We start from the raw sequence: 14089 nt of genomic DNA, 5'->3' as shown, positions 1-14089 counted from the left end.
TTAGCAGCCATGACTGTTCTTCCTGTGCCTCGTGGCAAACTGTCCGAAAACCGAAGTCTCAGCGACCTGACATGGCTGCGTGTCGGCGGTCCGGCAGACTATTTGTTCCAACCTGCGGATGTTGAAGATCTGCAGGGCTTTTTGCGCGAACTTCCTGACGATGTCGTGACGTTCCCGATGGGGGTCGGGTCGAACCTCATCGTGCGCGACGGCGGATTGCGTGCAGTGGTGATCCGGCTGGGCCGGGGCTTCAATGGGATTGAGATCGAGGGCACTACGATCACCGCTGGCGCGGCGGCTTTGGATGCGCATGTGGCGCGCAAAGCGGCGGATGCCGGTGTGGATCTGACCTTCTTGCGCACAATACCGGGTTCTATCGGTGGTGCTGTGCGCATGAACGCAGGGTGTTATGGCAGCTACACGGCGGATGTTCTGAAAAGGGCCACTGTCGTCACACGGCGGGGTGAAGTGATTGAGCTTGGCCCCGAGGACTTGAACTTTCGCTACCGTCAATCCGATCTGCCTGATGGCGCGGTGCTGATCTCGGCAACCTTCGAAGGCCCTGAAGGTGAACCCGAAGCGCTTCATGCCCGAATGACTGCGCAGTTGCAAAAGCGCGACGAGACCCAGCCCACCAAAGACCGCAGCGCCGGTTCGACCTTCCGCAATCCGGCCGGGTTCTCCTCGACGGGGAAGGCGGATGATGTGCATGACCTTAAGGCATGGAAAGTGATCGACGACGCGGGCATGCGTGGGGCCACGAAAGGCGGTGCGCTGATGAGCCCCAAGCACTCGAATTTCCTGATCAATACGGGCGAGGCGACCGCCGCGGACCTCGAAGGTCTGGGCGAAGAGGTGCGAAAAAAGGTTTACGAAACAAGCGGCATCACGCTAGAGTGGGAAATCATGCGGGTCGGTGATCCGCTGGAAGAATAAAGCCCCAACCGTCAGACCATAACAGGCAATTAACGGCGACGGATCAAAGGCATAAACGCAGTACGGACCACCACATAAGGTCCGGGGACATTGAGGCGCACGTTGGGTATGTCGAGCAGGACAAACCCCAAAGTGGCGGTATTGATGGGTGGCCCCTCGGCGGAACGCGAGGTGTCTCTCAGCTCTGGGCGCGAATGCGCAGCCGCCCTTGTGGGAGAAGGCTTTGAAGTGGTTGAGCTGGACGCAGGTCCCGACCTCTACGCGCGCCTTTTGGATATCAACCCAGATGTGGTTTTCAACGCTCTGCATGGCCGATGGGGCGAGGATGGCTGCGTGCAGGGTCTGTTGGAGTGGATGCGTATTCCCTACACCCATTCGGGTGTTTTGGCCTCGGCGCTTGCAATGGACAAGCAGCGCAGCAAAGAGGTCTATCAGGTCGAAGGACTGCCCATTGTTCCCAGCGTGATCGTGCCCAAGGTCGAGGTGGTTGAGGTTCACGTGATGGAGCCGCCTTACGTCGCCAAGCCCAACAACGAAGGGTCGAGCGTCGGCATCTACATCGTCCACGAAGGGTCGAACGGTCCTCCGCAGTTGTCGGAGGATATGCCCGATCACATCATGGTCGAAAAATACGTTGCGGGACGTGAGTTGACGGTGACCGTGATGGGTGATCGCGCCCTGACCGTGACCGAGATCATGACGGATGGCGGCTGGTATGATTACGACGCCAAATACAAGCCCGGCGGCTCATGGCATGTGCTGCCCGCGGACATCCCGCAGGATATCTTTGACCGCTGCATGGACTACGCTTTGAAAGCGCATAACGCTTTGGGCTGTCGCGGCGTGACCCGCACCGACTACCGGTGGGACGACACTATGGGCGCGGATGGTTTGTTCCTTCTGGAAACCAACACCCAGCCCGGTATGACGCCAACCTCTCTGGTGCCGGAACAGGCGGAACACTGCGGGATGAGTTTCGGACAGCTCTGTGCCTGGATGGTGGAGGATGCCTCATGCGACCGCTAAGAGCCTCCCGCGCGCCAGTGATCCATCGGGCCAAACCTCTGGCTGGGCCAGATGCCGATTTCGAATCCGCTGATAACGAATCCCATGATACGCAGCCCGTTCTGCGCTTGGGCGGGGTGAAGCTGTTCAACCGCACCGCGCGCCGGTCTGACCCGGCGCCCTCGCGCCTCAGCTACCGGTTCCAGCGTTGGATGCTGACGCCGGGCATCCGCATGGGCGTCAAGCTGGGTCTGCCGATCTGCGCTGTTGCGGCTGCCGTTGGTCTTTACTTCGCGTCAGAGGAGCGGCGCGAGGCGCTCAATACCTATATCGCCGACATACGCACCTCGATTCAGGAGCGTCCTGAGTTCATGGTCAATCTGATGGCCATTGATGGTGCAGGTCCCGGCCTGTCGGGCGACATTCGCGAAGTGGTGCCTTTGGATTTCCCGATCAGCTCTTGGGATTTGGATGTCGAACAGATGCGCGACACGATTACCGGGCTTGATCCGGTGAAATCGGCCACAGTGCGTATTCGGCCCGGTGGCATCCTGCAGGTGGACGTTGTCGAGCGTCAGCCTGTCATCGTATGGCGCACCCGAGAGTCTATCGAGCTTTTGGATGAGACCGGCGTTCATGTGGACCTGATCGCGTCGCGCAAGGATCACAGCGATCTGCCTTTGATCGCGGGCAAGGGCGCGGATGAGCATGTCGCCGAAGCGCTTGAGATTTTCCGCACCTCGCGCAGCCTTGGCACCCGCGTTCGGGGTCTTGTGCGCATTGGTGAGCGGCGCTGGGATCTGGTGCTGGATCGCGGCCAGCGCATCATGCTGCCGACGGATCGCCCAGTGCGCGCGCTCGAACGGGTGCTGGCTGTGAACGAAGTACAGGACCTGTTGGAGCGTGACGTGGCCGTTGTGGATATGCGCCTCGGACAGCGGCCAACAATCAGAATGACCAAAGCCGCCAGCGAAGACTGGTGGAATACAAAAGTGACAGTGGGTAACGGGCAGTAACGACCATGATGACCGATCTTTATCAGTCCCAACGCGCCATGCGGCAAATGCGCAGACAAGCGATGCAGCGGGGCGTTATCGCCATTCTGGATGTGGGTAGCTCGAAAATATCGTGCCTCGTGCTGCGGTTTGATGGCACCGGGCGGTTAAGTGAGGATAACACCATCGGTTCAATGGCCGGGCAGACCGGGTTCCGGGTCATTGGTGCGGCGACCACCCGCTCGCGCGGTGTACAATTCGGCGAAGTCACAGCCATGCAGGAAACCGAGCGCGCCATTCGCACCGCGCTTCAGGCGGCGCAAAAGATGGCCGATATCCGTGTCGATCACGTGATTGCCTGTTTCTCGGGTGCGAACCCACGTTCCTACGGTTTGGATGCGCAGGTCGATCTGGAAGGCCAACTTGTGACCGAGGCCGAGGTTGGACGTGTTCTAAACGCCTGCGACGTGCCCGACTACGGGGCCGGGCGTGAGGTTCTGCATGCCCAACCGGTGAATTTCGCATTGGACAACCGCTCAGGCCTGATCGACCCGCGCGGGCAGATGGGGCAATCTCTGGCCGTCGACATGCATATGCTGACCGTAGACGCGATTGCGATCCAGAACATCGTCCGCTGTATCAAGCGGTGCGATCTGGAACTCGCAGGGATTGCAAATTCGGCCTATGTGTCGGGTATCTCGGCTCTGGTCGAGGATGAGCAGGAGTTGGGCGCGGCCTGCATCGACATGGGTGGCGGGACCACCAGCGTGTCGATCTTCATGAAGAAACACATGATCTACGCCGATTGCGTGCGCATGGGTGGTGATCACGTCACACAGGATATCTCGATGGGCCTTGGCGTGCCAACCGCCGTGGCCGAGCGGATCAAGACCTTCAATGGCGGTGTTCACGCGACCGGAGCCGATGATCGCGACCTGATCGATATTGGCGGCGATACCGGCGATTGGGAGCATGATCGCCGCACCGTCAGCCGGGCCGAGCTGATCGGGATAATGCGCCCTCGGGTCGAAGAGATTCTGGAAGAGGTGCGCGTCCGCCTCGATGCCGCCGGATTCGAACATATGCCCAGCCAGCAGATCGTGTTGACTGGTGGGGGCAGTCAGATCATGGGGCTCGACGGCCTCGCGACTCGTATCCTTGGCCAGCGCGTCCGTCTGGGCCGCCCGCTGCGCGTTCACGGCCTGCCGCAATCCGCCACCGGCCCGGGCTTTTCCTCGGCCGTTGGTCTCAGCCTGTTTGCGGCGCATCCGCAGGATGAGTGGTGGGATTTCGAGATCCCCGTCGACACCTATGCCGCGCGCCCGTTCAAGCGCGCCGTTCGGTGGTTCCGTGACAATTGGTAGAACTCTGCGCCGCGCCTTGTGCGTGGCGCTTGCGCCCGGCCTCGCTTCGGCGCAGTCCGTCATTTCGTCTGAGACGTTTCTGGACGCTGTGCTAGGCAAAACGGTGCAGTTCCACGAAATCCGTAGCGGTGATCTGGTGGGAACCGAGCAGTTCCTGAACCGCAAGACCTCGGTCTGGCGGGTCGAGGGTGGGGGATGCGTCTACGGTCAGATCACAACACCGAATGGGCAGATCTGTTTTCTCTATGACGATGATACAGACGGCATTCCCGTCTGCTGGTGGCCATTCGAATATCAGGGCCGTTTGATGGTTCGGTTGGCAGAGTTGGGCAATGGTGAAATCCAGGAAGTGCGCAACATGACCAATCACAGCCTGAATTGTCCAAGTGCCCCAATCAGTTGAAAAACACCTTGCGGAGGCCTGATTTATCCCTCAAGATATCCACAGGACCCGTCAGAGGTCTTGCGGCAGGACATTGAGCAGTTTTCCGCAGTAGTTTTGGTTCGAATCCGAGGCGTGACGCATAGGTCGTTCACTGCTCGGATGCTCTGTGTCTTGTAGTGGTCCGCGTTGTTTCCGCTATATTTGGCAAAGCCTGCGAAATGCCGCCGCTTGCTGCCTTATTTCGTCCATATTTTGTGGAATCGCGTGATTTTTGACGTGACCTTTACGCATCACATCGCTAGAATCGAAGATGGATAGGTAAAGAAAAACACCGCTTTGGCGGAACAAAAATACAGGCGGACAGAGCATGACATTGAATCTTTCGATGCCCGGGCACGACGAACTGAAGCCTCGGATTACAGTATTTGGCGTTGGCGGCGCAGGCGGTAACGCAGTCAACAATATGATTGAAAAGCAGCTGGACGGCGTGGATTTCGTCGTTGCAAACACCGACGCGCAGGCGCTGCAGCAAAGCCAGTCCTCGGCGCGGGTGCAGCTGGGCGTGAAGGTCACCGAAGGTTTGGGGGCAGGGGCCCGTCCGACCGTTGGGGCTGCTGCCGCAGAAGAAAGCATTGAACAGATTGTCGACCATCTCGCGGGCGCACATATGTGCTTCATCACCGCCGGTATGGGCGGTGGTACCGGTACGGGCGCGGCTCCGATCATCGCGCAGGCCGCGCGTGAGCTGGGCGTGCTCACGGTTGGTGTCGTCACCAAGCCCTTCCAGTTTGAAGGGGCCAAGCGCATGCGTCAGGCCGAAGACGGCGTTGAGTCGCTGCAAAGGGTCGTCGACACGCTGATCATTATCCCCAATCAAAACCTGTTCCGTTTGGCCAACGAGAAGACCACCTTCACCGAGGCGTTCTCGATGGCGGACGACGTTCTGTATCAGGGCGTTAAAGGTGTAACCGATCTGATGGTCCGTCCGGGCCTGATCAACCTCGATTTCGCGGACGTGCGCGCCGTGATGGACGAGATGGGCAAGGCGATGATGGGCACAGGCGAAGCCACTGGCGAAGATCGCGCCATTCAGGCCGCCGAAAAGGCGATTGCCAACCCGCTGTTGGACGAAATCAGCCTCAAGGGCGCGAAGGGCGTGCTGATCAACATCACCGGTTCGCACGACCTGACGCTGTTCGAACTGGACGAAGCCGCCAACCGCATCCGTGAGGAAGTGGACCCCGAGGCAAACATCATCGTCGGGTCGACGCTTGATACCGCAATGGAAGGCGGCATGCGCGTTTCGGTCGTCGCAACCGGCATCGACGCCAGCGAGAAGACCTCGGAAGTTCCGGTCGCGCGCCGTTCGATGTCCGAGCCTTTGACGCGCACTGTTTCCGCTGAAGAGCCGGTCCAAGAAGAGGCACCCGTCGCAGCCGAGGCCGCGCCGGTTCAGACCGAAAACCGCGAACCGTCGTTGTTCGAAGCGGCGGAAGAGCCGGCCCCAAGCCAGTTCCAGCCGCAGGTTGAGCAGGATGATGATGGTCTTCCGCCCCCGGCCTACCAACCGCGCGTGGCCGAGTTCGAGCCGCAGCCGGAACCGGTTGAAGAGACCCCCGAAACCTACGCTGCGCCACATCAGCATTCTGCTGGCACCCCCTCGCCCGAGGCGCTGCAGCGCCTTCAGGCCGCCGTTCAGAATGTCCCCTCAGCGGCGCAGCGCCTGACGGCCACTCGGCCACAGGAACCGGCCCCTCAGCCGCAGGCAGAACACGAAGAGCGCCCCCGCTTCGGGTTCAATCGTCTGATCGACCGGATGACCGGTCACGCGGCAGATACGCCCGCGCAACCGCCGCGTCATCAGCCGCAAATGCGCCAGGCTGACGCTACGGCACCTATCCAGGACGAGGCTGATCCGGATCAGGATCGTATCGAAATTCCGGCCTTCCTGCGCCGTCAAGCGAACTAATCGCGGTAACAAAATCATCGTAAAGGGTCGCCAAAAGGCGGCCCTTTCTTCATGATTTACAGGATCTTAAATAGCCCTGAGCAGGGTTTTGCCGATCTGTCACATTCATGTTTCATTCAGTTGCAAAGAGTGAGTTGAGCCTGAGAGGCCTCTTCCTTAACTCAGTGTCCAACACAGCCCGCATAGGCTGGACACCACGCTCTGAGGCCCATTTTGCAACATACGCTCAAATCTCCGGTTACGTTTAAAGGCGTTGGACTGCATGGCGGTCAGCCTGCAATCATGGTTCTGAAACCGGCAGCTGCCGGTCACGGGATCTGGTTCAAACGGACGGATATTGAGCTGGGCAATGCGTTGATCCCTGCAGTTTACGACATGGTCGAGCGTACACCGCTTTGCACCCGTCTGGTGAATGACGCCGGTGTTTCCGTCTCGACCATTGAACATATCATGGCGGCGCTTGCCGGGTGTGGGGTCCACAACGCCCTGATCGAAATTGATGGGCCCGAGGTTCCGATCATGGATGGATCCTCGATCGACTTTGTACGCGGCATCATGGCGAAAGGCGTTCGCCGCCAGGCCAGCCCGGTTCTGGCCTACGAAGTGCTGAAGCCTGTAACGGCGTCTCGTGAAGGGGCCAGTGCTTCGATCAAGCCTGCGGACGGGCTGATCATCGACTTCCACATCGATTTCGAAGATGCGGCCATCGGCAACCAGACGAAAACGCTGGATATGCGAAACGGGTCATTCGTGCGCGAGCTCAGCGATAGCCGCACCTTCTGCCGTCGGATCGATGTCGAAACCATGCGTGAGAACGGCTTGGCTTTGGGCGGGACGCTGGAAAACGCTGTGGTCGTTCAAGGCACCGAGATTCTTACACCGGGCGGTTTCCGCCACGCGGATGAAGCTGTGCGCCATAAGATGCTCGACGCGCTGGGTGATCTCTATCTGGCTGGTGGTCCGATTCTGGGTCACTTCACCGGCGACAAGTCGGGCCATTCCATGACCAACACGCTGTTGCGTACATTGTTCGAAACGCCCGGCGCGGTTCGTCCGATCCTTTGTACCCCCGAGCAGGCCGCCCGTCTGCCCGGTCAGGGCCTTATTGCCGCCGAAATCCCTGCTGTCGCCTGATCTGATCAACTCTTACGACATTTCCGCCAGGAAGTGGATAATGCGTTTTGCACCAGAATTTTCTGTGCTAGACCGAGGCTCGATCCGGTTGGGATCCTGTAAGTAAGACGACTAAGGATGAGCGGTATGGTTGGCAACAAAGCGGCAGTCAGATTCGCAAGTGCGATTCTTCTGGCAGCAGTTTTGAGCGCCTGCGGCAACGGGGGAGGCCTGTTCGGTAGCAAAGGCGCGGATCGGGATCAGAACCTTGAGGGGTTCACGCCGGAACAGATCTATACGCGCGGTGAATATGAGCTGTCGCAGAATCGCTCGGACGACGCGGCGTGGTATTTCTCGGAAGTCGAGCGTCTGTATCCCTATTCTGATTGGGCCAAACGTGCGCTGATCATGCAGGCGTTTTCATTCCACGCCGACAAGAATTACGAGGAAAGCCGTGCTGCGGCACAGCGCTATATCGATTTTTACCCAACCGACGAAGATGCGGCCTACGCGCAGTATCTTCTGGCGCTCAGCTACTATGACCAGATTGACGAAGTTGGCCGCGATCAGGGTCTGACGTTTCAGGCCCTGCAAGCGCTGCGCACCGTGATCGAGGTTTATCCGGACAGCGAATACACCACCTCGGCCGTGCTGAAATTCGATCTGGCCTTCGACCATCTGGCTGGCAAGGAAATGGAGATCGGGCGCTATTACCTGCGTCAGGATCACTACGTCGCGGCCATCAACCGGTTCCGTGTCGTGGTCGAGGATTTTCAAACCACCTCTCACACAGCCGAGGCGCTCTATCGCCTGATCGAGGCGTACCTGTCGCTTGGCCTGTTCGATGAGGCGCAGACAGCAGGTGCGATCCTGGGCTACAACTACCAGTCCTCGGAATGGTATGATGACGGGTACAAGCTGCTGACCTCGCGTGGGTTGGATCTGAAGAGCCGTGGTAACAACTGGCTCAGCACGATCTATCGCCAGACGATCAAAGGTGAGTGGTTGTAATCGCCATGTCATCTGGCTTGGGACGTTAAAGACCCGATGCTGCGCGCCCTCGATATTCGCGACATGCTGATCATTGACCGGCTGGAACTGAGTTTTCAGCCGGGCCTGAACGCGTTGACCGGTGAAACCGGCGCGGGCAAGTCGATCCTTCTGGACTCGCTGGGCTTCGTTCTTGGATGGCGTGGACGGGCTGAGCTGGTGCGCCAAGGCGCGGCACAGGGCGAGGTTGTGGCCGAGTTCGAATTGCCCGAGGGCCACCCTGCCCATGCTGTTCTGTCTGAGGCTGGTTTGCCGGGTGGTGAAGAATTGATCCTGCGCCGCGTCAACACGGCAGAGGGCCGAAAAACCGCTTGGGTCAATGATCGCCGCTGTTCAGGTGAGGTTCTGCGGGCTTTGTCGGAAACACTGATCGAATTGCATGGGCAGCATGATGACCGGGGATTGCTGAACCCTCGTGGGCACCGTGTTCTGCTGGATGACTATGCTCAGGTCTCGGAACTATTTGCCAAGGTCCGTCAGGCGTGGTCGGAGATGTCGCGCAGCCGCAAAGCGCTGGCCGAGACCGAGGCCGCTTTGGCAGCCATGCGCGCTGAAGAGGAATTCCTGCGCCATTCCGTGGCCGAGTTGGACAAGCTCGATCCGCAACCCGGAGAAGACGCTGATCTCGATGCCCGCCGCCGCATGATGCAAGGGGCAGAGCGTATCCGCGACGATGTCGCCCGCGCATTTGATCTGCTGGGTGGTGACGGGGCCGAAGGCGCGATGTCGGATGCGACACGCTGGCTCGAGGGCGTGTCGGACTCGGCAGGTGGCCAGTTGGAGGAGCCGATTGCAGCGCTTGGCCGGGCCATGATCGAATTGGGCGAGGCGCAGGACGGTGTGAACGCCTGCCTTCAGGCGTTGGACTTTAACCCCGCCGAACTGGAAGCCGCCGAGGAACGTTTGTTCGCCATCCGCGCGCTGGCTCGCAAACATGATGTGGCCCCAGATGAATTGGGCACATTTGCTGATACGCTGCGTGATCGTCTGGGCAAGCTTGATGCGGGCGATGCCGATCTGGCGGATCAGCGTGCCGCAGTCGAGGCGGCACAGGTGACCTATGATGTGGCTGCGGCAGACCTTAGTGCTGCGCGTCTAACGGCGGCTGGGCAGTTGGATCAGGCCGTCATGGCCGAGCTTGCTCCGCTTAAAATGGAACGCGCGGTGTTTCGGACAGAGCTTACCGCGTGTGATCCGGGCCCCGAGGGCACCGACGCGGTGGCCTTTACCGTCGCCACCAATCCCGGCGCACCGTCCGGGCCGTTGAACAAGATCGCCTCGGGTGGAGAACTCAGCCGTTTTCTGCTGGCGTTGAAGGTTTGCCTGTCCGGCGACGACAGCGCCCGGACCATGATCTTTGATGAGATCGACCGGGGTGTGGGCGGTGCAACGGCCGATGCGGTGGGCCGCAGGCTGGCGTCTCTGGCGCAAGGCGGGCAGGTTCTGGTCGTCACGCATTCCCCTCAGGTCGCGGCGCGCGCAGCCCATCACTGGCGTGTGCAGAAGCAGGTTACCGATGGCCAGACGCTTTCGACCGTAGTGCCGCTGGCCGAAATAGATCGCGTGGACGAAATTGCCCGCATGGTCTCGGGCGATACGATCACAGAGGAGGCCCGCGCGGCTGCTCGCGCTTTGTTGGAGGCTTAATGCGTCTTTGGCGCAATCTGCTGGCCTGACCGTCGCTAACTTACTTTTCTCAGACCCCGCCGTGGCTTACTAAGGGTTAAGTTTTGATCCCCGAGAGCCAATGACCCAATCAACCCGCACCGTTCTGCGCAACCAGCTCAATCAGGCTCTGGCCGCGATCAAGGATGCGTTGCGGGTGATGCGTCGCCGGGGGCCAAGTCAAATCCAGTTCTGGTTTATCGCTCTGGCGATCGGGATTGCGGCAGGGTTCATGGCGCTTGGGTTCCGCAAGGCGATCCGCGGCTTGCAGGCCTATATTTACGATACCGAGGATATCCTGCTGTTGCACAGTCATGCCGAGAAGCTGCCTTGGTTCATTGTGCTGATCATTCCGATAATCGGCGGGGTGATCGTGGGCCTGATCCTCACGCGTTTTACCGACGATGGCCGTGTCCGTTCGGTCGCGGATGTGATCGAAGGGGCGGCGGTCAGCGATGGGCGGGTTGAAACCAAGGCTGGCGTCGCTTCGTTGTTCGCCTCGCTGATCACACTCAGTACAGGCGGCTCCACAGGGCGGGAAGGGCCTGTAGTCCATATGGCCGGGGTCATCTCGACCTGGGTCAGCGACCGCATTCATGCAGACGGAATCACCGGGCGAGACCTGTTGGGCTGCGCTGTGGCCGCGGCGGTCTCGGCCAGCTTTAATGCGCCCATTGCGGGCGCGCTGTTTGCGCTTGAGGTCGTTTTGCGCCACTTCGCCGTCCACGCCTTTGCGCCCATCGTCATTGCCTCGGTCGCGGGGACGGTGATCAACCGGCTGGAATATGGCGACGTCACCGAGTTCACGCTGGATACGCCCGGTTCATTGCAATTCTACGTCGAACTGCCCGCTTTCCTAATCCTTGGGCTGATCTGCGGGTTGGTATCCTTGCTTCTTATGCGTTCGATCTTTTTCGCCGAGGATTTCGGCAATCATGTTCAAGCCCGACTTTCCCTGCCCGGATGGCTGCGCCCTGCGGTTTCGGGCGCGATGCTGGGCCTTCTCGCGATCTGGTTCCCGCACATTATTGGCGTTGGGTATGAAACGACGATCCGTGCCCTGACCGGTGATCTGGTGCTGACCACGGCGATCCTCTTCGCGGTCCTCAAGACAGTGGCTGTGGCTATAACCATGGGCGGGCGCATGGGCGGAGGGGTGTTTTCGCCTTCTCTGATGATCGGAGCGTTGACCGGACTGGCCTTTGGGCTGATCGCCACTGGATTGCTGCCGGATGTATCGGGCACACATACCCTTTACGCTTTCGCTGGTATGGGGGCCGTGGCCGCTGCGGTTCTGGGCGCTCCGATCTCGACCACTTTGATTGTGTTCGAATTGACCGGAGACTGGCAGATCGGTCTAGCGGTGATGGTATCAGTGTCGATGTCCACGGCTTTGGCCTCACGCCTTGTGGACCGGTCGTTCTTCCTTACCCAGCTGGAACGTCGTAATGTGCATCTGGCGGCGGGACCACAGGCCTATCTGTTGGCGATGCTGCGTGCTGGAGCGGTAATGCGACCGATTGGCGATGCGCGCTCGATCACCAAGAAGGAAGCGCGGGCGCTGATCGAAAAAGGCCTCTGCGTCAAGGCAAGCGCGACACTCGAGGCGGCGATGCCCTATTTTGACCGCGATGATATTCCTTGTATCCCCGTGATCGTCATGGACGAAAACGGGACAGAGACGCCGGTTGGCGCGCTCTATCACATCGACGTTCTAAAGGCCTATAACCGGGCGCTGGCTGCGACAGCGGCCGAGGAACACTCCTAGCCGTTATACACGCTCGCCGCGTCGCCCAGGTAGTTGTCCCACGCGAACCAATAAGAGATATGCCCGGCCACGCGCGGCAATTGTGTGCCATCCGGTCCGATCAGCATCTCTTCGGACAAGGTCCATTTGCGACCGCTCTCATCGACCAGACCTCCGCCTGATGCTTTGAACCGGTGGCCCGCACGCTCGTAGGCGCGCACTGTCCGGCGGTCTGAGTTGCCGATCAGAACCAAAGGCCGATCCGCAATCGCGTCGTTGATCACTCGGGTCCGGTCGAAGGCGTCCAGCGGCCAGGCCCGCGCGGCGCCGAACTGGCGGATGGTGAAGATGTAGTCTTTCTGGCGATGCTCGGACTGATCCACCAAAGCCGGGAACATCAACTCAGGTGAGGCGAAATACTCGCGATACACGACACCCGAGCCATAGTTGCGACGATGCCCGGTGCTGAGCGACAAGACGCGCGTATCGGGGTGAGAGGTCTTCCAGTTGTCCCAGGTCGTGATCACCACGGGGCGCTGCTTCAGCTCGATCCCGCTGTCAACCAGGGGGCCCACCACTGGTTTGCCGGTATACTGGTTCCACAGCGAATGCGTCTCGCGGTCGAACATCAGCTTGTTCGAGCGATACAGGAACCCCGAGGAACCGAAGACAAACGGTTTGCGCCGCCCCGGCACCTGCGTCTCAAACAAGATGCCGGACCCGCAGAGGGTGCAATAGGCCAGCGCTACCGGCACGCCACCGATCACCTCGTTGAACATCTCGTGCCAGCCCATGATCCGCAGCGGGTAAGCGCGCACGTCGCCGTTGATCGAAACCCCAAAGACCAGGTCGTCATCTTTCAGATAGTCGGCGTCGGAGGCCGAAATCAGCTTCGGATTGTCCAGCGAAGGGATGCCATCCTTGCGCACGCCGCCCCAAGTGATCTCCTCCAGCCGGATCTTCATCCGCTCGCGCTGCAGGTATTCGGGACGCAGGAACAGGTCGAAATTGTCGTCGATCCGCAGCAGGACCTCGCGCTTGAACGGGATCAATGAGGGGTGTGGGACGATCTGAGGGTTCTGCTCTTGCCACAGCATCCAGTCGAACCAGTCGGTGCCAAGTTGCTCGCCGGTCAGAGTCTCCATCACCTCGACGATGTCGTCCCGCCGCCGGTCGGTGAAGCGCATGGCGGTCAACAGAGCAGGGACCACATCCGGGTTTCCGCGCTGAACCAGAAAGGCCATCTTGGCCTCGAAATCCGTGCGACCGCCGCGCAGCGTACTGTGCAGCGCGTCCAACACAGGGTCTTCTTGCGCCCAACTTGCGGCAGGTGCCAGCGCGCTGGCTCCGACCATTCCTACAAATTGGCGACGAGAAACAGACATGGCACCCTCCGATCCTTTTTCGCGCTTAGTATGAGGGCAAACGCACCGCCTTGCATGAAACAGCTGCGTGATTGGCGCGTGATCACCCGCGGTCGTTGATTTGAGGGGCTAGGTCTGAAAAACAGAGAGGGTATTTTCAGAACAGATTTCCCATGACCAATGCGATGCTGGGTGGTCAGCCGTATCACGCGCGCTCTGGCTGGCGGCGGGTTTTGTGTTTTGCCTGCCTTCGCGCATTCCCTGACCTTCACCGCTTTGCCCATTTTCTATGTGCAAGAAGTCGGACTTCCCGGCTATGCGCTCGATTTTGATCGCGACCTGTTTACTGGCGGGGACAGCGGCTGAGGAACACTCATGAGGTTTTGGTGGCGGCCGGGCCACTATGGGCTTCTCTTTGAATTGAACACGTTGTCTGAAAGTGCGGTGTCTCCTAGCCTAATTGACGAACTTCTCATGAAAGTCACTCTGATTGAGG

Annotated in this window: 12 protein-coding genes; 11 read left to right on the top strand and 1 reads right to left on the bottom strand. The window is 59.8% G+C overall.

The features are described from left to right. Nucleotides 1–9: 9 nt before the first annotated feature. The 10 genes from murB (at nt 10) to ACR0J4_RS10665 (ending at nt 12250) form a co-directional block, all read left to right on the top strand. Nucleotides 10–936 carry a UDP-N-acetylmuramate dehydrogenase gene (gene murB, locus ACR0J4_RS10710; protein ID WP_170643036.1) on the top strand — a complete coding sequence of 309 codons (927 nt, stop codon included), beginning with the start codon at nt 10–12 and terminating at the stop codon, nt 934–936. Between the two features lie 108 nt (nt 937–1044). Continuing rightward, nucleotides 1045–1962, top strand: a complete 918-nt coding sequence (locus ACR0J4_RS10705) for a D-alanine--D-alanine ligase (RefSeq protein ID WP_170643035.1) — start codon at nt 1045–1047, stop codon at nt 1960–1962. Then, nucleotides 1950–2957 (top strand): cell division protein FtsQ/DivIB, encoded by a 1008-nt coding sequence (locus tag ACR0J4_RS10700; protein WP_170554221.1) that lies wholly within the window; start codon nt 1950–1952, stop codon nt 2955–2957. The genes ACR0J4_RS10705 and ACR0J4_RS10700 overlap by 13 nt, the downstream gene beginning before the upstream one ends. Nucleotides 2958–2965: 8 nt before the next feature. Further along, nucleotides 2966–4300: a cell division protein FtsA gene (ftsA, locus tag ACR0J4_RS10695; protein WP_170375007.1), complete on the top strand. Its 1335-nt coding sequence runs from the start codon at nt 2966–2968 to the stop codon at nt 4298–4300. Beyond that, entirely contained in the window at nt 4287–4703 is a 417-nt protein-coding gene (locus ACR0J4_RS10690; RefSeq protein WP_170643034.1) for a hypothetical protein, read from the top strand. The genes ftsA and ACR0J4_RS10690 overlap by 14 nt, the downstream gene beginning before the upstream one ends. Before the next feature lie 349 nt (nt 4704–5052). Then, the gene (gene ftsZ, locus ACR0J4_RS10685; protein WP_170643033.1) at nt 5053–6654 is read left to right on the top strand and encodes a cell division protein FtsZ; all 1602 of its coding nucleotides are present in this window, start codon (nt 5053–5055) and stop codon (nt 6652–6654) included. Between the two features lie 213 nt (nt 6655–6867). Then, on the top strand, nt 6868–7788 hold the full coding sequence (lpxC, locus tag ACR0J4_RS10680; protein WP_170643032.1) for a UDP-3-O-acyl-N-acetylglucosamine deacetylase: 921 nt from the start codon (nt 6868–6870) through the stop codon (nt 7786–7788). A gap of 126 nt (nt 7789–7914) precedes the next feature. Further along, nucleotides 7915–8778, top strand: a complete 864-nt coding sequence (locus tag ACR0J4_RS10675; protein WP_170468611.1) for an outer membrane protein assembly factor BamD — start codon at nt 7915–7917, stop codon at nt 8776–8778. A 36-nt stretch (nt 8779–8814) separates the two neighbouring features. Next, entirely contained in the window at nt 8815–10464 is a 1650-nt protein-coding gene (gene recN / locus ACR0J4_RS10670) for a DNA repair protein RecN (protein WP_170643031.1), read from the top strand. Nucleotides 10465–10564: 100 nt separating this feature from the next. Continuing rightward, entirely contained in the window at nt 10565–12250 is a 1686-nt protein-coding gene (locus ACR0J4_RS10665; protein WP_170747311.1) for a chloride channel protein, read from the top strand. Here the strand turns inward: ACR0J4_RS10665 and ACR0J4_RS10660 are convergent. Beyond that, nucleotides 12247–13614 carry a DUF3179 domain-containing protein gene (locus ACR0J4_RS10660; RefSeq protein WP_170747312.1) on the bottom strand — a complete coding sequence of 456 codons (1368 nt, stop codon included), beginning with the start codon at nt 13612–13614 and terminating at the stop codon, nt 12247–12249. The two genes, ACR0J4_RS10665 and ACR0J4_RS10660, sit on opposite strands and share 4 nt — an antisense overlap. A gap of 171 nt (nt 13615–13785) precedes the next feature. Between ACR0J4_RS10660 and ACR0J4_RS10655 the strand changes: the two genes are divergently transcribed. Further along, nucleotides 13786–13959, top strand: a complete 174-nt coding sequence (locus ACR0J4_RS10655) for a hypothetical protein (RefSeq protein ID WP_480668513.1) — start codon at nt 13786–13788, stop codon at nt 13957–13959. Nucleotides 13960–14089: the final 130 nt, after the last annotated feature.

The sequence above is a fragment of the Ruegeria sp. B10 genome (genome assembly GCF_056539825.1).
This window is presented reverse-complemented; position numbering and strand designations above follow the sequence as displayed.

What these genes read in the sequence shown, in the direction of transcription:
- murB (WP_170643036.1), top strand. Translation starts at nt 10, where the DNA reads ATGACTGTTCTTCCTGTGCCTCGTGGCAAACTGTCCGAAAACCGAAGT.
- ACR0J4_RS10705 (WP_170643035.1), top strand. Translation starts at nt 1,045, where the DNA reads ATGTCGAGCAGGACAAACCCCAAAGTGGCGGTATTGATGGGTGGCCCC.
- ACR0J4_RS10700 (WP_170554221.1), top strand. Translation starts at nt 1,950, where the DNA reads ATGCGACCGCTAAGAGCCTCCCGCGCGCCAGTGATCCATCGGGCCAAA.
- ftsA (WP_170375007.1), top strand. Translation starts at nt 2,966, where the DNA reads ATGACCGATCTTTATCAGTCCCAACGCGCCATGCGGCAAATGCGCAGA.
- ftsZ (WP_170643033.1), top strand. Translation starts at nt 5,053, where the DNA reads ATGACATTGAATCTTTCGATGCCCGGGCACGACGAACTGAAGCCTCGG.
- ACR0J4_RS10675 (WP_170468611.1), top strand. Translation starts at nt 7,915, where the DNA reads ATGGTTGGCAACAAAGCGGCAGTCAGATTCGCAAGTGCGATTCTTCTG.
- recN (WP_170643031.1), top strand. Translation starts at nt 8,815, where the DNA reads ATGCTGCGCGCCCTCGATATTCGCGACATGCTGATCATTGACCGGCTG.
- ACR0J4_RS10665 (WP_170747311.1), top strand. Translation starts at nt 10,565, where the DNA reads ATGACCCAATCAACCCGCACCGTTCTGCGCAACCAGCTCAATCAGGCT.
- ACR0J4_RS10660 (WP_170747312.1), bottom strand. Translation starts at nt 13,614, where the DNA reads ATGTCTGTTTCTCGTCGCCAATTTGTAGGAATGGTCGGAGCCAGCGCG.